The 19,240-nt window shown below is 63.8% G+C and carries 19 protein-coding genes; 12 read left to right on the top strand and 7 right to left on the bottom strand.

Annotated features, from left to right (window positions below; all coding sequences use genetic code 11):
- Positions 1–2 precede the first annotated feature (2 nt).
- A complete protein-coding gene (locus EN852_RS07410) occupies positions 3–1,001 on the top strand; it encodes a lipid A biosynthesis lauroyl acyltransferase (protein WP_127874198.1) in 999 nt (332 codons plus the stop codon).
- Between the two features lie 120 nt (positions 1,002–1,121).
- Here the strand turns inward: EN852_RS07410 and EN852_RS07405 are convergent, their stop codons facing one another.
- Both EN852_RS07405 and EN852_RS07400 read right to left on the bottom strand, forming a co-directional pair.
- On the bottom strand, positions 1,122–1,964 hold the full coding sequence (locus EN852_RS07405; protein ID WP_127874199.1) for a hypothetical protein: 843 nt from the start codon (positions 1,962–1,964) through the stop codon (positions 1,122–1,124).
- Positions 1,965–2,152: 188 nt separating this feature from the next.
- On the bottom strand, positions 2,153–2,584 hold the full coding sequence (locus EN852_RS07400) for a L,D-transpeptidase (protein WP_127874200.1): 432 nt from the start codon (positions 2,582–2,584) through the stop codon (positions 2,153–2,155).
- A 280-nt stretch (positions 2,585–2,864) separates the two neighbouring features.
- Here EN852_RS07400 and EN852_RS07395 point away from each other — a divergent pair, with 280 nt between their 5' ends.
- The 5 genes from EN852_RS07395 to EN852_RS07370 all read left to right on the top strand — a co-directional run bounded on the left by EN852_RS07395 (position 2,865) and on the right by EN852_RS07370 (position 9,416).
- The gene (locus EN852_RS07395; RefSeq protein WP_127874201.1) at positions 2,865–4,142 is read left to right on the top strand and encodes an acetylornithine deacetylase/succinyl-diaminopimelate desuccinylase family protein; all 1,278 of its coding nucleotides are present in this window, start codon (positions 2,865–2,867) and stop codon (positions 4,140–4,142) included.
- Positions 4,143–4,251: 109 nt separating this feature from the next.
- On the top strand, positions 4,252–5,733 hold the full coding sequence (locus tag EN852_RS07390; RefSeq protein ID WP_127874202.1) for an ABC transporter substrate-binding protein: 1,482 nt from the start codon (positions 4,252–4,254) through the stop codon (positions 5,731–5,733).
- A 250-nt stretch (positions 5,734–5,983) separates the two neighbouring features.
- Positions 5,984–6,931 carry an ABC transporter permease gene (locus EN852_RS07380; RefSeq protein WP_127874204.1) on the top strand — a complete coding sequence of 316 codons (948 nt, stop codon included), beginning with the start codon at positions 5,984–5,986 and terminating at the stop codon, positions 6,929–6,931.
- Entirely contained in the window at positions 6,928–7,797 is an 870-nt protein-coding gene (locus EN852_RS07375; RefSeq protein ID WP_127874205.1) for an ABC transporter permease, read from the top strand. The genes EN852_RS07380 and EN852_RS07375 overlap by 4 nt, the downstream gene beginning before the upstream one ends.
- Positions 7,794–9,416 (top strand): dipeptide ABC transporter ATP-binding protein, encoded by a 1,623-nt coding sequence (locus EN852_RS07370; RefSeq protein ID WP_127874206.1) that lies wholly within the window; start codon positions 7,794–7,796, stop codon positions 9,414–9,416. The genes EN852_RS07375 and EN852_RS07370 overlap by 4 nt, the downstream gene beginning before the upstream one ends.
- Before the next feature lie 24 nt (positions 9,417–9,440).
- Here the strand turns inward: EN852_RS07370 and EN852_RS07365 are convergent, their stop codons facing one another.
- Positions 9,441–9,872: a TerB family tellurite resistance protein gene (locus tag EN852_RS07365; RefSeq protein WP_127874207.1), complete on the bottom strand. Its 432-nt coding sequence runs from the start codon at positions 9,870–9,872 to the stop codon at positions 9,441–9,443.
- 107 nt (positions 9,873–9,979) lie between these two features.
- Between EN852_RS07365 and EN852_RS07360 the strand changes: the two genes are divergently transcribed.
- The 4 genes from EN852_RS07360 (at position 9,980) to EN852_RS07345 (ending at position 12,408) form a co-directional block, all read left to right on the top strand.
- Entirely contained in the window at positions 9,980–10,765 is a 786-nt protein-coding gene (locus EN852_RS07360) for a TSUP family transporter (RefSeq protein ID WP_127874208.1), read from the top strand.
- 51 nt (positions 10,766–10,816) lie between these two features.
- Positions 10,817–10,987 carry a hypothetical protein gene (locus tag EN852_RS07355; RefSeq protein WP_108702979.1) on the top strand — a complete coding sequence of 57 codons (171 nt, stop codon included), beginning with the start codon at positions 10,817–10,819 and terminating at the stop codon, positions 10,985–10,987.
- Positions 10,988–11,073: 86 nt separating this feature from the next.
- The gene (locus EN852_RS07350) at positions 11,074–11,907 is read left to right on the top strand and encodes an AraC family transcriptional regulator (protein WP_127874209.1); all 834 of its coding nucleotides are present in this window, start codon (positions 11,074–11,076) and stop codon (positions 11,905–11,907) included.
- Positions 11,908–11,991: 84 nt separating this feature from the next.
- A complete protein-coding gene (locus EN852_RS07345; RefSeq protein ID WP_127874210.1) occupies positions 11,992–12,408 on the top strand; it encodes a VOC family protein in 417 nt (138 codons plus the stop codon).
- Positions 12,409–12,410: 2 nt separating this feature from the next.
- Here EN852_RS07345 and EN852_RS07340 read toward each other — a convergent pair whose 3' ends face one another.
- The 3 genes from EN852_RS07340 to EN852_RS07330 are packed head-to-tail and all read right to left on the bottom strand — an operon-like array spanning position 12,411 to position 15,098.
- Complete coding sequence (locus EN852_RS07340; RefSeq protein ID WP_127874211.1) at positions 12,411–12,977, bottom strand: lipocalin-like domain-containing protein; 567 nt, start codon at positions 12,975–12,977, stop codon at positions 12,411–12,413.
- A gap of 46 nt (positions 12,978–13,023) precedes the next feature.
- Positions 13,024–14,493: a cobyric acid synthase gene (locus tag EN852_RS07335; RefSeq protein ID WP_127874212.1), complete on the bottom strand. Its 1,470-nt coding sequence runs from the start codon at positions 14,491–14,493 to the stop codon at positions 13,024–13,026.
- The gene (locus EN852_RS07330; protein WP_127874213.1) at positions 14,493–15,098 is read right to left on the bottom strand and encodes a dimethylsulfonioproprionate lyase family protein; all 606 of its coding nucleotides are present in this window, start codon (positions 15,096–15,098) and stop codon (positions 14,493–14,495) included. Before EN852_RS07330 ends, EN852_RS07335 begins: the two co-directional genes overlap by 1 nt.
- Positions 15,099–15,237: 139 nt before the next feature.
- Between EN852_RS07330 and EN852_RS07325 the strand changes: the two genes are divergently transcribed.
- Positions 15,238–16,404, top strand: a complete 1,167-nt coding sequence (locus EN852_RS07325; protein ID WP_127874214.1) for an isobutyryl-CoA dehydrogenase — start codon at positions 15,238–15,240, stop codon at positions 16,402–16,404.
- Between the two features lie 21 nt (positions 16,405–16,425).
- Positions 16,426–17,310, top strand: coding sequence for a 3-hydroxyisobutyrate dehydrogenase (mmsB, locus tag EN852_RS07320; RefSeq protein ID WP_127874215.1), 885 nt, complete (start codon positions 16,426–16,428; stop codon positions 17,308–17,310).
- Positions 17,311–17,781: 471 nt separating this feature from the next.
- Here the strand turns inward: mmsB and EN852_RS07305 are convergent, their stop codons facing one another.
- Positions 17,782–19,161 carry an aspartate aminotransferase family protein gene (locus EN852_RS07305; RefSeq protein WP_127874217.1) on the bottom strand — a complete coding sequence of 460 codons (1,380 nt, stop codon included), beginning with the start codon at positions 19,159–19,161 and terminating at the stop codon, positions 17,782–17,784.
- Between the last annotated feature and the right edge of the window lie 79 nt (positions 19,162–19,240).

The following is a 19,240-nucleotide window of genomic DNA, read 5'->3' as shown; positions in this document are numbered from 1 at the left end:
GGATGGTCGGCAACGCGCTCAGGAAAGCCCGCCGGGACTTCATGTTCCGCTACGGCAGGCGGCTGCGCCAGATGGAGCATTGGCTGGTCGCCAGGCTCGCCATGGTGTTGCTCTGGCTGCTGCGCCTGTTGCCGCCGGACAGCGCGCTCAATTTCGCCGACCGCGCCGCCCGCCGGGTGGGCCCGCTGGTCGGGCGCCACCGCGTCGCGGTCAACAATCTGCGCCTGGCCTATCCGCAGAAGAGCGACGCCGAAATCGAGGCCATCGCACGCGACATGTGGGGCAACATGGCCCGCCTCGCGGCCGAGTACATCTTCCTTGACGCATTGTTCGACTTCGACCCGGACGCTTCGAAGCCCGGCCGGGTCGAGGTTCGCGGCGTCGAACATTTCGTCGAGATCGCCGGCGAGAAGAAGTCTCACATCCTCTTTACGGGCCATCTCGGCAATTTCGAGCTGCTGCCGGTGGCCGCGGCCACGTTCGGCATGAACATCACGGCGCTGTTTCGCCCGCCGAACAACCCCTACCTCGCCGACTACATCCATTCGACGCGCCGCTCCTCGATGGGCGCGCTGCTGCCCTCCGCCGCCGGCGCCTCCTTCGCCCTCGCCGCCATTCTCGAGAAAGGCGGCAACATCGGCGTGCTGGTCGATCAGAAATTCTCGGGCGGCGTGGAGACGGATTTCTTCGGCCGCCCGTGCCAGACCAACCCGATGCTTGGCATGCTGGCCCGCCACTACGACTGCGATGTCTACCCCGCCCGCTGCGTCAGGCTGCCGGGCAACCGCTTTCGTCTGGAGATCGAGGACAAGCTGGACTTGCCGCGCACCGCAGACGGCAGCGTCGACGTCGATGCCACCACCCAACTGCTCACCGATGTGGTCGAGCGCTGGGTGCGCGAGGATCCAGGACAGTGGATGTGGTTCCACAAGCGTTGGGAAATCAGCGGCCGCCGCCGCAAGCGCAGACAGGCGAAACAAGCCAACCTGGATGCTCAGTAATCGTGACCTGCCGGAGCACGCCTGGACAATACCCGGCGCTTGCCGCCCAAAAAAGAAAAGCCCCGAAGATTGATCCTCGCGGCCTCGATATTGGCTAACTGTCAGGCCTGCGCGGCAATTTCAGAAGAGCGGCAATGTGAAGTTCGGCCGATAAGTATCCATGGTAGCGCCGTTGCGGTCCTCGGAAAGCAAGGTATCTGCGCCAAAGCTTGCCCTGAGGCCGACGACATACTTGTGCACGTTCACGCTATCCGAAGATCCGGTTGCCGTCAGATGATCCAGTTGGTAGCGTCCGAACACCGACCAAGGCGTACCGGAAAACCGGTAGGTGGCCTGTAGGGCAGCCGTGACAGTATCGAGGTGTCCGCCATCGGCCGAAAGTCGCGAAAAGCCGAGTTCGCCATCGAACCGAAGGTTGTCTTGGGCGAAGAAGCGCACCACGCCGCGACCGCCCCAATTGTCGAAATGTTCGGACTCGCCGCTGGCTCGCAACTGACCATAATAAACCTGGCCATAGACGGTCACATTGCCGAAATAGGCTTGGGCTTCAGGGCCGAAGGTGAAGCTATAGAGGTTCGCGTCACTGATGCCTTCGTCGCCGCCGTATCCGGTGATTGTGGCAAACCCGCCGAGCGCATAAGAGCTTGGGTCGCGCCAGTAGCCGTGGACCGCGCCTCCGTAGCTGTAGATATTCACGCCCTGGACCCAGATCGAGTCCACCACCGCGTCCGTCTGAATGTTCCAGCGGGCGTCGATCGGGAAGTTGACCCTAGCCGCGCCTCCTGCCGCGGTGCCTGTGGCGTGGTCACCAGGGACCGATATATAGAGACCGCCCACATAGAGTTCGCCGTAGCCGGAAATGTGCGGCTGGGCGAGTTCCTGATCGAGAACAACCGGCGCGTCTGCAGCGAAAGCAGCCGTTGCAGTGGCCGCGATCGCGGTGCCCAAAAGAAATCGATACATTACAGCCCCCCAGCAGCAGAACTAACACGTCGTACTTACCACCGTGGCCTCATGCAAACCAGCTTCGGCAATGCTACTGAATGCATAAGCCGTTGTTTTTCGGAGCATGTGAGGCATCGCTGCAACGCCGCGCTAACGAGCAGGCAGAAATGCTGCCCGCGACTGTCAGAGATGCGTTGTCATCCGGTTCAGTTGGTGACGACGATCCGCGTGTTGCCGAAGCCGACTTCCTTGACCATCGAATAGAAGGTCGCGGCATTGGCCGGATGCAGGCGCACGCAGCCATGCGACGCCGGGCGTCCGAGATTTCTGACCGCCCCGGTGCCGTGAATGGCGAAGCCTCCGTGGAAGAACACCGAATAAGGCATCGGCGAGTTGTCATACTTGCGCGAATACCACATCCGGGCGGTCCATTGCGGCCGGTAGCTGCCGCGCGGCGTGAAATATCCAGGACGCGCCGTCGACACGCTCCAGCGGTAGAGCACCTGGCCATATTTGCTGACGGTCATGGTCTGCGACGACACGTCGATATTGGCGACCAGCGTGGCCGCCCGACTTGCGATAGACATGCCGAACAACGCGGTCGCCAGCACGGTTGCCATGAGAACGAAGTTTTTCATGCGATCAAACCCCTTTGATTGCCCCCTGCCATTGACGCGGTTTTTCCATCTTTTTGCCGGCAGATGCGTTAAGTACCACACACTCCTTGACGATTCCGCCAATCCAATGCGGTGAATTTGAACGATTTTCCCGGCATAGTTGCCGCTGCGACACGCACCCTCTTGAGTTTAAACACGGGCATTGGGCCATGCCCGGATCGTCATGTGGCAATGAGCAACTGGTTGCTTGCAAAAGCGCTGCGTTCCTTCTTCAATCCGCCGGATGAATGAACGACTTCGCATGAATGAGCGACTTCTCGGGGCAGTCGACGACCGGGTAGACGAACTCGTTGCGCTGACGGCGGACCTGATCCGCTTCCCGACGGTCAATCCGCCAGGCGAGGCCTATCGGCCTTGCGCAGAGTTCCTTGGCGCGCGTCTGAAGAAACTCGGCTTCGAAACCGAATTCATCCGTGCCGAAGGCGCGCCAGGCGACAGCGACCGCTATCCGCGAGTCAACGTGGTCGCGCGCTTCGACGGCCGCTCGCCCGGCCCCTGCGTGCATTTCAACTCGCATATCGACGTGGTCGAGGCCGGCGACGGCTGGACCGTCGATCCCTTTGCCGGCGTGGTGAAGGACGGCAAGGTCTATGGCCGAGGCGCCTGCGACATGAAGGGCGGCCTAGCGGCCTCCGTCATCGCCGTCGAGGCCTTCATGAAAGCCTATCCGGATTTCCCCGGCGCCATCGAAATCTCGGGCACGGCGGATGAGGAATCAGGCGGTTTCGGCGGCGTCGCCCATCTGGCGCGGCTCGGCTATTTCTCAAAGCCGAAGGTCGACCACGTCATCATCCCGGAGCCGCTGAACAAGGATCGCATCTGCCTTGGCCATCGCGGCGTCTGGTGGGCCGAGATCGAGACCAAGGGCGAGATCGCGCATGGCTCGATGCCGTTCCTCGGCGACAATGCGGTGCGCCATATGGGCGCCGTGCTGCAGGCTTTCGAGGAGGAACTGTTCCCGGCGCTCGACCGAAAGATGACGCGCATGCCGGTGGTGCCGCAGGGCGCCCGGCGCTCGACCATGAACATCAATTCCATCCATGGCGGCCAGACCGAGGATTTCCGGCCCGGACTTCCCTCGCCCAATGTGCCGGATTGGTGCCGGCTCACCATCGACCGGCGCTTTCTGCTCGAAGAGGATATCGCTACCGTGAAAGGCGAGGTCACCGGCATCCTCGAGCGGCTGAAGCGCGAGCGCAAGAAATTCGATTACGAGATCCGCGACCTGATGGAGGTGCTGCCGCTGATGACCGAGCGCGACGCGCCGGTGGTGAAGGCCGTCGCGAAAGGCATCATGGAGGTGTTCGACCGCGAGCCGGACTACGTGATCTCGCCCGGCACCTACGACCAGAAGCATGTCGCGCGCATCGGCCACCTCTATGACTGCATCGCCTATGGCCCGGGCATTCTCGACCTTGCGCACCGGCCGGACGAATGGGTCGCCATCGCCGACATGGTGGAATCGGCCAAGGTGATGGCGATCGGCCTCAATGTGCTCTTGCGCGGCACGACCGGATGACAGGTAAAAACATTCCGTCCGGCGCCGCCCGGCAGCACGAAACGCAATTTACTCGCACGCCAAATCACGCTTCTATCCGCCGGCTTGAGCAAGCAATGGGAGTTCAGCGATGAAACTGTGGAAGACCACCCTGGCCGCGGCTATGCTGTCGCTTGCCGCCGCCACGTCGGCCTTTGCCGCGCGCACCGACCTCACGCTCGGCATCGTGCTCGAGCCGCCGCATCTCGATCCGACCGCCGGCGCGGCCGCGGCCATCGGCGAAATCACCTATGCCAATGTCTTTGAAGGGCTGACTCGCATCGACGATAACGGCCAGGTTCAGCCCGGGCTCGCCGAGAGCTGGACCGTCTCCGACGACGGCAAGGTCTACACGTTCAAGCTGCATTCCGGCGTGAAGTTCCACGATGGCTCGGCCTTCAGCGCCGACGACGTGAAATTCTCGCTGGACCGGGCGCGCGCCAAGGATTCGCTCAATCCGCAAAAGCCGCTGTTTGCGCACATCACCGATGTCACGGCGGTCGATCCGGCGACGGCCAAGGTCACCCTCGACGGCCCGCAGGGCAATTTCCTCTACGACATGGGCCAGGTTGCGGCGGTGATCGTGGGGAAGGGATCGGCCGACGGCAACAAGGACAAGCCGATCGGCACCGGTCCGTTCAAGCTTGATCACTGGGCCAAGGCTTCCGAGATCACGCTGGTCAAGAACCCGGACTACTGGGGTACGCCCGCCGCGCTCGACAAGGCGACATTCCGCATCGTTCCCGACGCCGCCGCGGCTGTTCCCGCCTTGCTCTCGGGCGACATCCAGGCCTTCGCCAACATGCCAGCACAAGACGCGCTCGCGCAGCTCCAGTCCGATCCGCGCTTCAGCGTCGTGATCGGCGCGACCGAGGGCGAGACGATCCTGTCCATCAACAACAAGAAGCCGCCCTTCGACAAGCTGGCGGTGCGGCAGGCGCTCGCCTCCGCGATCGATCGTAGCGCCATCATCGCAGCCGCCTCGAACGGTCTTGGAAAGCCGATCGGCTCTCATTTCTCGCCAGGCGACGCGGGCTATATCGATCTCACCGGCGTCTATCCGCACGACATCGCCAAGGCCAAGGCGTATCTGAAGGAAGCGGGGCTGGAGAACGGCTTCTCGGCCACGATCAAGCTGCCGCCCGTACCCTACGCACGCGACGGTGGCCAGGTGATTCAGTCCCAACTGAAGGAGATCGGGGTCGATCTGCAGATCATTCCGGTCGAATGGGCGGAGTGGCTGAGCCAGGTCTTCACCAACAAGGACTACGACATGACGATCGTTTCCCATGTCGAGCCAAACGACATCGATATCTATTCGCGGCCCGGCTACTATTTCCAGTATGACAATCCGAAGTTCAACGATCTCATCAAGGCGCTCGGCACCACGGTCGACAAGGACAAGAGACTGGAACTGCTGGGCGAGGCGCAGAAGATTCTCGCGCACGACGTGCCCGCCGTCTACCTGTTCGAGCTGCCCAAGATTGGCGTTTGGGACGCCAAGCTGCAGGGCATGTGGACGAACTGGCCGATCGAGGCGGATGATCTGACCAAGGTGAAGTGGAGCGAGTGAGGTCTGTCGGCCAAGGGCAAACGTTGCGCTCCGTCGCCCCCCTCTCTGCCCTGCCGGGCATCTCCCCCTCGAGGGGGGAGATTGCGCTCTCTTCTCTGCTTTCGCCAATTACCTGTGCCGCGTTGGTGCCACCGGCGCAGAAACTGCTGATCTCCCCCCTTGAGGGGGAGATGGCCGGCAGGCCAGAGAGGGGGGCGCCAGAACGCCATCCTTGCCCAGTCTCTACACCCGGCAACCAAGCCATTCCGCAATGACCGCCTACCTCCTGAAACGCCTCATCATAGCGGCCCTCACCCTGGTGCTGGCCTCGATGGTGGTGTTCGCGGTCATGGAGATCCTCCCCGGTGACCCGGCACGCCTGATGCTGGGCCTCAACGCCAGCGCCGACCAGGTCGAGGTGCTGCGCAACCAGATGGGGCTGAACGCGCCGCTGCTGCTGCGCTACCTGCACTGGGTGGCAGGGCTGCTCAGCCTCGATTTCGGCCGCTCCTACACCTATTCGGTGCCCGTCATCGAGCTGGTGCGCGAGCGCATTGCCGTTTCCCTGCCGCTGGCGCTGATCGCGCTGGCGCTCTCGACCATCATCGCCATTCCGGTCGGCGTGTTCTCGGCCAGCCGCCAGGGTCGCGCCGGCGACACGCTTGCTATGGGCGCCGCCCAGCTCGGCGTCGCGGTCCCGAATTTCTGGTTCGCGCTGATGCTGATCTACCTCTTCGCCGTCTGGCTGCGGCTGGTACCGGCCGGCGGCTTTCCGGGTTGGGGCGCCGGTATCTGGCTTGCGCTGAAGTCCCTGATCTTGCCCGCCATCGCGCTAGCACTGCCGCAGGCGGCGATCCTCGGGCGCGTCGCGCGTTCGGCGCTGATCGAGGTGCTTAACGAGGACTATATCCGCACCGCGCGCGCCAAGGGCCTGCCCTACCGCGCCGTGCTGTGGCGCCACGCGCTGCGCAACGCCATGATCCCGGTGCTCACCATCCTCGGCCTGCAATTCGCCTTCCTGCTTGCCGGCACCATCATCATCGAGAATGTCTTCTACCTGCCTGGCCTCGGCCGGCTGATCTTCCAGGCCATCACCCAGCGCGACCTGATCGTGGTCGAAAGCATCGTCATGCTTCTGGTCGCCGCCGTGATCCTGATCAACCTCCTCGTCGATTTCTCCTACGCCATCGTCGACCCGCGTCTTAGAGGCCGGCAATGACCATGCGTATCGACTTGCCCGAGGAAACGCTTGCCGGCGTGCTCGCCAAGGCCTTCGGCAACCGCTCCTTCCTGATCGGGCTCGTCATCACGCTGCTGATCGTAGCCGTCGCGCTCATCTCCTTCGTCTGGACGCCTTACGACGTCACCAGGCTGGTGATCGCCGACAAGACGCAGGCGCCCTCCTGGGCGCACTGGTTCGGCTCCGACCATTTCGGCCGCGACATCCTGTCGATGATCATGGTCGGCGCCCGCAATTCGATCGCAGTCGCGCTGGTCGCCGTCGGCATCGGCATGGGCATCGGCGTGCCGCTCGGCGCCTTCGCCGCCGCCCGCGGCGGTCTGCCCGACGAGGCGCTGATGCGCCTCAACGACCTCGTCTTCGCCTTCCCGGCATTGCTCTCGGCAATCATGATCACCGCGATCTTCGGCCCCGGCGCCGTCAACGCCATCATCGCCATCGGCATCTTCAACATCCCGGTTTTCGCCCGCGTCGCCCGCGCCGGCGCGCTGGCGATCTGGCCGCGCGAATTCATCCTCGCCGCACGCGCCGCCGGCAAGGGCCTGGCGCGGATCAGCATCGAGCACATCCTGCCCAACATCGCGACGCTGCTCTTGGTCCAGGGCACGATCCAGTTTGCGCTCGGCATCCTCGCCGAAGCCGGGCTTTCCTATGTCGGCCTGGGCGCGCAGCCGCCGATGCCGAGCTGGGGCCGCATGCTGTTCGACGCGCAGACGCGCATGGTGACCGCGCCCTGGATGGCGATCTTTCCCGGCATGGCGATCGTCATCACCGTGCTTGGGCTGAACCTGCTCGGCGACGGGATCGCCGATATCCTCGATCCGAAATCGCGGCGGCGCCGATGAGCCTGCTCGAAATCGAGAACCTGTCGCTGACGATCGGCGCCACACCGATCCTGAAAGGCGTCGAGCTGACGGTCTCGCCGGGCGAGGTCGTCGGCCTTGTCGGCGAATCCGGCTCCGGCAAGTCGATGACGGCGCTGACAATCATGCAGCTCCTCCCCCATCTGGCGCGCGCCGAAGGCCGCGTCGCTTTCGACGGCATCGACATCCTCGGCGCCACCGAAGACCAGATGTGCGCCTTGCGCGGCGACGATATCGGCATGGTTTTCCAGGAGCCGATGACGGCACTGAACCCGGTCAAGACGATCGGCGAGCAGGTGGCCGAAGGCATTCGCTGGCACACCAAGGCAGGCCGTGCCGAAGCCGAGGACCGCGCGCGAAAAATCCTCGACCGCGTCGGGCTGCCGGAAGCCAAATTCCCGCTGTCGCGCTATCCGCACGAATTATCCGGCGGCCAGCGCCAACGCGTCGTCATCGCAATTGCTTGCGCGCTGAAGCCGAAACTCCTCATTGCTGACGAGCCGACGACGGCGCTCGACGTGGTGCTGCAGGCACAGATCCTCGACCTGCTGCGCGATCTGGTCCGCGAGAATCGCATGGGATTGCTGCTCATCTCGCACGATCTCGCGGTCGTCACCGAGATGGCCGATCGCCTGACGATCCTGCGCCATGGCGAGGTGACGGAGGCCGGTGACACGGCGCGCACGCTGTCCGAGCAGCAGCATCCCTACACGCGCGAGTTGGCGCTGGCCTCCATGCATGTGCCGGCGCGGCCGAAACAGCACCTTGCCGGATCGGCAAAGCCCTTGCTCGACGTCGAAGGCGTCAGCCGGGACTATCCGGGACGGCGCAAATCCCTGTTCCGGCCGGCAGAGCCGATCCGCGCCGTCGACGATGTCTCGCTCACCATCGAGCCGGCGCAATCGGTGGCACTCGTCGGCCGCTCGGGTTGCGGCAAGTCCACGCTCGCCCGCATGATCCTGGCACTGGACAAGCCGACGGCGGGCACGATCCGCTTTCGCGGCGAGGCCATCACCGGTAAGCCGGAACAGGCGCTGAAGCCGGCCCGGCGCGACATGCAGGTCGTGTTCCAGGATCCCTACGGCTCCTTCGACCCGCGCCAGAAGGTGGAGAAGCTGGTGGCCGAGCCGCTGCATCTTCTGGAAAAACAGCCGACGCAGGCCGAGCGCCGCGAGATGGTCGCGCATGCGCTCGATGAAGTCGGGCTCGGTCCGCGCGACATGGACAAATACCCGCATGAATTCTCGGGCGGCCAGCGCCAACGCCTGTCGGTCGCCCGCGCCATCATCACGCGCCCGAAGCTGGTGGTGGCCGACGAGCCGGTCTCGGCCCTCGACGTCTCGATCCGCGCCCAGATCCTCGACCTTTTCGCCGAGCTCAATCAGAAGCTCGGCATCGCCTATCTCTTCATCACCCATGACCTGACGGTCGCCCGCGCCATGGCGGACGAGGTGCTGGTCATGCATGAGGGCAAGATCGTCGAGCGTGGCCGGACCGCCGACGTGCTCGACCATCCGCGCTCCGACGCGGCGCAGGCCCTGGTGGCGGCGGCGCCCGACCTTCACCGCGCGATCGCGCGCAAAATGCAGGAACAGGGCTAAGCAGCCGGTAACCGGCCGGGCCGGCTATTCCTCCGGCTTCACCAAATCGACAGGGCTGATATCGAGCAGGTCGAGCGTGCGGCGCAGGAGCTTCACCTCGCTCTCCGCCAGCTTGGAGTCGGCCTTGGCGATCTCGGCCATGTGGCGCGCAAGCAGTTTCCGGCGCTCGACATCGAGATCGCGGAACAGCGCGATCGCCTGCGAGCCGTTGGTCTCGTAGCCATAGTCGTTGAGATATTCGATGACGCTGTCGATCGAGGTTTCGGGGATGCCGAAGGCTTCCTTGCAGATGTGGCGGAAGACAACCATCTCGCTCTCCGAAACCGTACCGTCGGCCAGGATCATGCGGAACAGCATCAAAAGCTCCGCCGACAGCACCGGATCGTCCGCCACCTTGCGTACGCCCGGGTCACCATCGAAGATCGAACGTATCTGATCGAGCAGCGCCATCGCCATCAAGCTCCCCTTTCCGATTCAGTCGAGATTGTTAGCTTGGAATCGCTCTTGCGCAAACGGGGCAAGCGTGGTGGAAGCTGCGGTTTCCTTCCAAACATCCCTTCCCGATGATCGACCTTACCCTGCAGACCGCCCTCATCCTGATTGCCGCGGCCTTTGCCGCTGGCTTTGTCGACTCGATCGCTGGCGGCGGCGGGCTGATCACCATCCCGGCGCTGCTGCTTGCCGGCTTTTCGCCGGTGGCAGCCCTCGGCACCAACAAATTGCAGGGCATGTTCGGTTCCGGCTCGGCCACCATCCATTATGCGGCCAACGGCCAGGTCGACCTGCGCCGCCAGCTGCCGTCGGCGCTGCTCGCGCTTGCCGGTGGCGCGGTCGGGGCGCTTTTGGCGACGGTCGTGCCCGGCGATTTCCTGCGCGCCCTGCTCCCGCTGCTCCTGATCGCCATCGCGCTCTATTTCGCGCTGAAGCCGAACATGGACGACGTCGACCGCGCCGAACGGCTGTCGCCTTTCCTGTTCGGACTGATCATCCCGCCGCTGGTCGGGTTCTATGACGGTGTCTTCGGTCCCGGCGCCGGCTCCTTCTACATGCTCGCCTTCGTCACCCTCGCAGGCTATGGCGTGCTCAAGGCGACGGCGCACACCAAGCTGCTCAATTTCGCTTCCAACATCGGCGGCTTCATCGTCTTCGCCGCCGTCGGCGTCATCGACTGGAAGATCGGCCTGATGATGGGCGTGGCGCAGTTCATCGGCGCCCGTGTTGGTGCCAGCCTTGCCATCCGCATCGGCGCCAGGCTGATCAAGCCGCTGCTCGTCGTCGTCTGCCTGGCGCTCGCCGCGAAGCTGTTGGCCGACCCGGCCAATCCCTTGCGCCAGCTAATTGGTATGTGACCGCACCACTGGTACAATATGCGCGCGCGAATCATGTTGGAGGGACTAGACATGAATCTCAGTGCGCCTACCCAAATCGTGTTCATCATTTCGTTGGTCATCGCCGTCATCGGTCTTCTCGCCGCGCTTGGCGTTCTTGCATTCATTCCGCTTGCGTCCGTTTGGATCATGCTCATCGCCTATATCGTGCTCGCCGCCGGCTGCTTGATGCGCGGCGCTTGAAATTCGCAGATCTCAGGCAACTCGGGAGCGCCCGGCCCTGCCGGGCGCTTTTGATTCTTGCGAGCATGTTCTGATAGGCTCGCGCCATGTCCGACGAGACAGAGCACCATCGACAGGATAACCACTCGCCCGCCCTCCATTTCGAGATGGTGCGGCGCAAGCCAACCGCCTCGCTTTCGGGCATCGTCACCGATCTCTGCGGCTATCGCGAGACAAGGCCCGGCCATTTCCGCATCGTCGAATATGCCTCGCTCACCGTGCCGCTGGTGATCAGCTTCGCCGAAGCCTTCGCCATCGGGCTCGGCCACACGCCTGGCGACAATGACCGCCACGCCAGCTTCGCCGCCGGTCTCTATGCCGGTCCGGTCATGATCGAATCCTTCGGCGGCGCCTGCTGCGTCCAGGTCAATTTCACGCCGCTTGGCGCCAGACGGTTCTTCGGCCTGCCGATGAGCAAGCTGCGCGACCGCATGGTCGGGCTCGACGATGCGCTGGGCTTTGACGGCATGGCATTGCGCGAACGGCTTGGTGAGGCGTCGGATTGGCACGCGCGCTTCGACATAGCCGAGGGCTTCATTGCCGGCCGCCTTGCGGAAGCGAATGCGCTGTCGCCCGAAATCGCCTGGGCCTACCGGACGGTCATCGCGTCGGGCGGTCGCACCCGCATTGCGGCGCTCGCCGGCGAGATCGGCTGGAGCCGCAAGCATATGGCGGCAAAGTTCACCGACGTGATCGGCATTGGCCCGAAGACATTGTCGCGCATCGTGCGCTTCAACCGCGCGCTTTCCCTGTCGAAGCGGCAGGGCGATGACTGGGCCGGCATCGCCGCCGATTGCGGCTATGCCGACCAGGCACATCTGGTGCGCGAATTCCGCCAGCTTGCCGGCGAAACGCCGACCAGTCTCGCGGCGCTGATGTAGGTTTGAGCCGAGGTAACATTTCTTCAAGACGCCAACACGGCCGTGATGGACAGTGGGCCGATCGACGCGAACAAGGAGATCCTCATGCCCTCGTCAACCGAAGCACCCCGCATCTATCCCGCCCTTCGCTACCGGAACGCAGCCAAGATGATCGACTGGCTGGGCGAAGCCTTCGGTTTTGAAGTGCGCGCCCGCTATGGCGAGGGCGACATCGTCCACCACGCCGAGCTGACCTTCGGCTCCTCGATGATCATGCTGGGCACCGCGCGCGATGACGACTACGGCAAGATGGTCGGTGATCCAAGCGGTGGCGGCGGCAAGTCGATCTACATCGCCGTCGATGACGTCGACGCCGCCTATGCACGGGCGAAGAAGGCCGGCGCGAAAATTATCCAGGAACGGGTCGACCGCGACTACGGCAGCCGCGAATTCATCTGCCTCGACCCCGAAGGCAATGTCTGGTCCTTCGGCACCTATTGGCCGAAGGCGGCGGAGAAGTAGGCTTAAGCGGCCTGGCGCCTCTCTCGTACATAGGTCACTTCATGGACGATCTCGCGCCCGTCGAATGGGTTTTGCGAGGGAGGCGACGTGTAAGACAGCGTATGTTCGTCGACACTGCAGAACCGCACCTGCTCGGTGCCACTCCATGCCTGATTCCAACTCATGTCGACATGGTGGACGACCCGGTCCGGTTCGACCGTATAGCTGCCCGAGTAGGCGAACATCGATTCGAACAGCGCGATCTTCTCTTCGTCCGATGGTGGCAACCGCTCGGGCCGAGTGCGATTGTTCCTGAGGATGAAAAATATGACGCGCTCCGGCGTATAGATGACGATGCCTTGCGGATCCTGGCCCAGCGCCTCTCGCCGCTCCCCAGTTGCGACGTCTCTCGTCATCCACGACGTCATCTTCCAACTGCCGAGGAGGAGATCAGGGTTAAGCTGCCTTGCTTGTGTGCCTTGAGCCATTTCATACCCCCAATATCTCTGGTTGGTGAACTCTATTCGATCTGCGTGGTCTCCGTTGCTGCGTCCATCTTCCCGCAAAAGCCGCCCATCGGCCAGCGGCATCGCATTTTGCCGACGTTAGCGAATGGAAAGTGGAACTTCGATCCGCCTAACGCGCCAAGCCGAAAATCGCGTCGCAGTCGAGATGCCTCTCCAGCTCGGCAGCGACCTCATCCAGCGCCTTCTCGACCTCGGCTCGATAGTCGATGCCGCCGCCTTTGACGCCAAGGCTCCCCAGGTAAGCGGCGCGAAAAGCGTCGGCGGAAAACAGCCCGTGCAGATAGGTGCCGATCACCTTGCCGTCGGCGGAGACCGCGCCGTCCTCGGCGCCGTTGAGGATCGTCGACGGCCGCGCCGTGTCCGGACCAGTGGTGCGGCCGAGATGGATCTCGTAGCCTTCAAGCGGCAGGCCGAACTGCACCGAATGCGCGCTCGAATTGCGCACGGTCTTTTCCGGCTCCATCACTGTCTCGATGTCGAGCAGGCCGAGGCCCTTGGCCTCTCTCACACTGCCTTCGATGCCATCGGGATCGCGCACCATGCGGCCGAGCATCTGGTAACCGCCGCAGATGCCAACGACATGGCCGCCGCGCTTGCGGTGGGCGAGAAGATCGCGATCCCAGCCGTTCTCGCGGAATTTGATGAGATCACCGATCGTCGACTTCGAGCCGGGAATGACCACCAGCCCGGCATCCTCCGGCAACCTCTTGCCCGGCGGCACGAACATTACCTCGACCTGCGGCTCGGCTTTCAGCGGATCGAGGTCATCGAAATTGGCGATGCGCGCCAGCATCGGCACCGCCACCTTCAGCGCCCGTTTCTGGCCGGAAGCGAGGCGTTCGAGCACCACGGAATCCTCGGACGGCAACCGGCCGGCTGCCTTCAGCCACGGTACGACGCCGAAGCAGTGCCAGCCGGTGAACTTTTCGATCGCCTTGATGCCGTCGTCGAACAACGAGACATCGCCACGGAACTTGTTGATGAGGTAGCCGGCGATCATGCGCCGGTCGTACTCCGGCAGGATAAGATGCGTGCCGGCGACGGAGGCGATGACGCCGCCACGATCGATGTCGCCGACCAGGATCACGGGCACATTGGCGCGCGTCGCAAAGCCCATATTGGCGATGTCGCGGGTCCTGAGATTGATCTCAGCGGGTGAGCCCGCGCCCTCGACGATGACGAGGTCGGCGCCCTCTCCGACCCTGCTCCAGGAATCGAGCACCGCCTCCATCAATCCCGCCTTCATCGCTTGGTAGTCGCGCGCCCGCGCCTCGCCATGGACCTTGCCCTGCACCACCACTTGCGAGCCGATATCGCTCTGCGGCTTGAGCAGCACCGGGTTCATATGCACGGTCGGCCGAACCCCGCAGGCCAGCGCCTGCAGCCATTGCCCACGGCCGATCTCGCCTTCGCCGACCTCGCCGGGAATGTCGGCGACGGCGGCATTGTTCGACATGTTCTGCGGCTTGAAGGGCCTGACCTTCAGCCCGCGGCTCTTCGCGGCGCGGCAAAGCCCGGCCACCAGAACGGTCTTGCCGACATCGGAGCCGGTGCCCTGCAGCATGATCGCTTTTGCCATCAGCCCCTGCTCCCCGAACCGATGGTCGACTTCTGCGCCAGCGGCCCACCGCGCCAGAGATAGAGCGCCATCAGCGGGTCCTCGCCGGTGCGCATGGCGTGATTGACGTTGGAGGCGTGGTGAATGACCTCGCCGGCGTCGCGAATATGAAAATTCCCCTCGCCCATCCGCCACGCGGTGCCGCCGGTCAGCGGGATATAGATCTCCTCGGCGATATGGTGGTGGTCGGAATAGACGATGTTCGGACCGAGAATCAGCAGGCCGCCCGCGACCTCGTTATTGACGAAATGCCCGCGCGTGCCGAACACTTCCAGCCAGCCGTAATTGTCGACAAAACCCTGACCGAAATCGGCTGCGGTGTAGGTCTGCCCCCAGCGCAGCTCGTCCCGATGGTCGGCAACCAACCGCGTCAGCGGCTTCGCGTCCGCCGGTGCAAGCTCGGCGATGCGATCGAGATAGCCAAGGCAGCCAAGCGCGCGCGGTTCGAGAGGACGGGCAGGCATATCCCAGCTGATCCGCGCGACTTCGTCCGCGGCCAGATCGTTGTCGACGCCGGCGAGATAGACATGGAAGCGCTCCAGCAAATCATCGAAAATTGTCGGCACGCAAGAGCTCCGTTAGTCATTCCATGCACAGCCGGTTCTCAACGGCCCGGGTTGCGCGGCGGCATCATTGGTCTAGATTGAACGGCGCGCAAAGCCAAAAACGACAGGCCACAAGGCCTGAAACGACAGGGAGCACGCCATGGACGCGGCAGTCGATGCGGGCACTGGCCAATTCGAACTCAACGAGGAACAGCGCGCCATCCAGGAGATGGCCCAGGCCTTCGCGGCGGACCGCGTCGCGCCCAACGCGCTTGACTGGGACAAGCAAAAGCATTTTCCCGCCGATGTGATCCGCGAGACCGGGGCGCTCGGCCTCGGCGGCATCTATGTGCGCGACGATGTCGGCGGCTCGGCGCTTGGGCGGCTCGATGCCGTTCTGATCTTCGAGGCGCTCGCCCACGCCGACCCGGCCTTTTCCTCCTTCATTTCCATCCACAACATGGCGGCCTCGATGATCGACCGCTTCGGCTCGGACGACCAGCGCCAGCGCTTCCTGCCGAAACTGACCTCGATGGAGTGGCTGGCGAGCTATTGCCTGACCGAGCCCGGCTCCGGCTCGGACGCCGCGGCGCTGAAGACGCGCGCGGTGAAGAGCGGCGGCGATTATGTCTTGAACGGCGCCAAGCAGTTCATTTCCGGCGCCGGCGACAGCGACCTCTATGTCGTGATGGCGCGTACCGGCGGCGATGGCCCGAAAGGCATTTCGACCTTCGTCGTGCCCAAGGATGCGCCGGGCCTGTCCTTCGGCGCCAACGAGCACAAGATGGGCTGGCACATGCAGTCGACCCGCCAGGTTATCTTCGAGGACTGCAAGGTGCCGGCCGAGAACCTGCTCGCCGCCGAGGGCGCGGGCTTCGGCATCGCCATGGCCGGGCTCGACGGCGGCCGCCTCAACATCGCCGCCTGCTCGCTCGGCGGGGCGCAGTCGGCGCTCGACAAGGCGCTCGCCTATACGGCCGAGCGCAAGGCCTTCGGCTCCAAGATCAACCAGTTCCAGGCGCTGCAGTTCAGGCTGGCCGACATGGAGACGGAGTTGCAGGCGGCCCGCATCTTCCTCTACGCCGCCGCCTCGAAACTCGACCGCAAGGCGCCGGATGCCGGCAAATGGTCGGCTATGGCCAAGCGCTTCGTCACCGATATCGGCTTCGACATCGCCAACCAGGCGCTGCAGTTGCATGGCGGCTACGGCTATCTGCACGATTACGGCATCGAGAAGCTGGTGCGGGATCTCCGCGTCCACCAGATCCTCGAAGGCACCAACGAGATCATGCGCGTCATCATCGCGCGAGCGCTGATCGGCCGCTGAACAGACTTTGGGAGAGAGACAATGAGCACCATCGCCTTCATCGGCCTGGGCAATATGGGCAATCCAATGGCCGCCAATCTGGTCAAGGCTGACCATGCGGTGCTGGGCTTCGACCTTGTGCCCGAAAACCTTAAGGTGGCGAAAGAGCACGGCGTGACAGTGATGGCGAACGCTGCCTCGGCGGTAAAGGACGCCGACGTGGTGATCACCATGCTGCCCGCCGGCAAGCATGTGCTGTCGGTTTACGAAGACATCGCGCCGAAAGCCAAGAAAGGCGCGCTGTTCATCGATTCCTCGACCATCGATGTCGAATCGGCGCGCAAAGCGCATGCGATTGCCGCCAGGCACGGCCTGCCCTCGATCGACGCGCCGGTCTCCGGCGGCACCGGCGGCGCCACGGCCGGAACCCTGACCTTCATGGCCGGCGGCTCGGACGAAGCCTTCGCCACCGCCGAGCCGATCCTGAAGCCGATGGCCGGGCGCATCGTTCATTGCGGCGGCGACGGCGCCGGCCAGGCGGCCAAGATCTGCAACAACATGATCCTCGGCATCTCGATGATCGGCGTCGCCGAAGCCTTCGTGCTCGCCGAAAAGCTCGGCCTGTCGCACCAGGCGCTGTTCGACGTCGCCTCGACATCGTCGGGCCAATGCTGGTCACTCACCACCTATTGCCCGGTGCCCGGCCCTGTGCCGGCCTCGCCGGCCAATCGCGACTACAAGCCGGGCTTTGCCGCCGCGCTCATGCTGAAGGACCTGAAACTGTCGCAGGAAGCCGCGCAAAGCGCGGGCGCCGTGACCCCGCTCGGCGCCGAGGCCACGCAGCTTTATGCGCTGTTCGACGCGCAAGGGCATGCCGGCGTCGATTTTTCCGGCATTATTAATTTCCTGCGCGGCAACCAGGCGTAAGCCACTGCTTTTCAAAGGTTATTTGAAAAATTTGCCAGCGCGAAGCCGGCAAATTTAGATTTGCTTAAGGTCTCGCTAACCCACCGGTAACGATGTGCCTTTAAAACGGACTGCGAGGCGGACAGCGCGTCCGCCCGGCGCTCCGGATCAGGTCTCGCGTACCGGAGCCCGTAAGTTTCGCAAGTGTTTCGTAGCGAAACGCCATGCGTATCTGGCAAAGCCGCGTTCCCGTTGGGGCGCGGTTTTTGCGTTTGGAGACATCAGCAGCGTCGTCATCCCAGGGCGGAGCAGGAGCGAAGCTCCGTCGCGGAGACCCTGGGATCCATTCCGTTACCTCGGACGCAGGGCGCAGCGGGGCAGAATTCTGCACTGCTGGCGGAGCGTCGATGTAACGGCATGGATCCTCGGGTCTGCGCTGCGTCGCTTCGCTCCTTGCTTCGCCCGTGGATGACGACGGAGCTTGGATGCCCCTCAGCGCTTACGCAAATCCGCATCCGCGAGATCGAGCGCCTTGGCGATGCGCTCGCAGGCCATGTCGATCGTGTCGCGCGTCCAGATCAGCGGCGGCGAGAGAATCATCGTGTCGCCGGTAGCCCGCAGCATCATGCCGTTCGCGATCGCATGGTCGCGCACCACGACCGCCGCACTTCCCGACGGCAGATAACGCTCCTTGGTCGCCTTGTCCTTGACGATCTCGATCGCGCCCATCAGGCCGATCGAACGCACCTCGCCGACCAGCCTGTGCCCGGCGATCCGCTCCTGCAGCGCCTGCGCGAAATACGGCCCGGTGTCGTTCTTGACGCGCTCCACCAGCCCTTCCTTCTCGATGATCTCGAGGTTCTTGAGCGCCACCGCGCAGGCCACCGGATGACCGGAATAGGTATAGCCGTGATAGAACTCGCCGCCCTTTTCCACCAGCGTCCTGGCGACGCGGTCGCCGACCAGCAGCGCCGACAGCGGCTGGTAGCCCGAGGTCAGGGCCTTGGCGGTCGTGATGGTGTCGGGCTCGATGCCGAAGGTCTGCGCCGCGAACCATTCGCCGGTGCGGCCATAGCCGGTGATGACCTCGTCCAGCATCAACAGCACATCGTATTTGCGGCAGATGCGCTCGACTTCCGGCCAGTAGCTCATCGGCGGGATTTTTACCCCGCCGGCGCCCATCACCGGTTCGCCGATGAAGGCGGCGACCTTATCGGCGCCGGCTTCCAGGATCGCGTCCTCGACCGCCTTGGCCGCGCGGATGCCGAAATCGTGGTCGCTCTCGCCCGGCAGCGCCAGCTCATAGGCGTAAGGCATCATCACATGGACGATGTTGGGCACCGCGCCGCCGAGCTGCTTGTGCATCGGCTCCATGCCGCCGAGCGAGGTGCCGGCGATGGTCGAGCCATGATAGGCCGACTTGCGCGAGATGATGCGGTTCTTCTCGGGCTTGCCTTCGAGCGCCCAGTAGTGGCGCACGAGCCTGAGCGCCGTGTCGTTGGCCTCCGAGCCGGAGGAACCGTAGAAGGCCTGGCTGACATGCTTCGGCGCCAGCTCCGCCAGCTTCTTGGACAACAGCACCGGCGTCGGCGTCGAGCATTTGAAGAAGGAGTTGTAGTAAGGCAGCTCCTTCATCTGCGCGTAAGCGGCCTCGGCCAGCTCGTCGCGACCGTAGCCGACATTGACACACCAAAGGCCTGCCATGCCGTCGAGAATCTCCATTCCCTCGGAATCGTAGATGAACGGGCCGTTGGCGTGGGTGATGATGCGCGAGCCCGCCTCGCGCAGTTCCTTGTGGTCGGTGAAGGGGTGAAGGTGATGCGCGGCGTCGATTTGCTGAAGCTGCTTCAGCGAATAGTTCTGATAGGTCATGGATTTGGTCTTTCCTCTTGAATCAATCCGGCAACGGCCGGGGCGGATTCTCAGAGGAAAGCGGGCGGCGAATAGCCGA

The organism is Mesorhizobium sp. M2E.F.Ca.ET.209.01.1.1, assembly GCF_004010375.2.
GTDB lineage: Bacteria > Pseudomonadota > Alphaproteobacteria > Rhizobiales > Rhizobiaceae > Mesorhizobium.
Note: the sequence above shows the minus strand (reverse complement) of the source record. Positions and strands in the feature narration are given on the sequence as shown.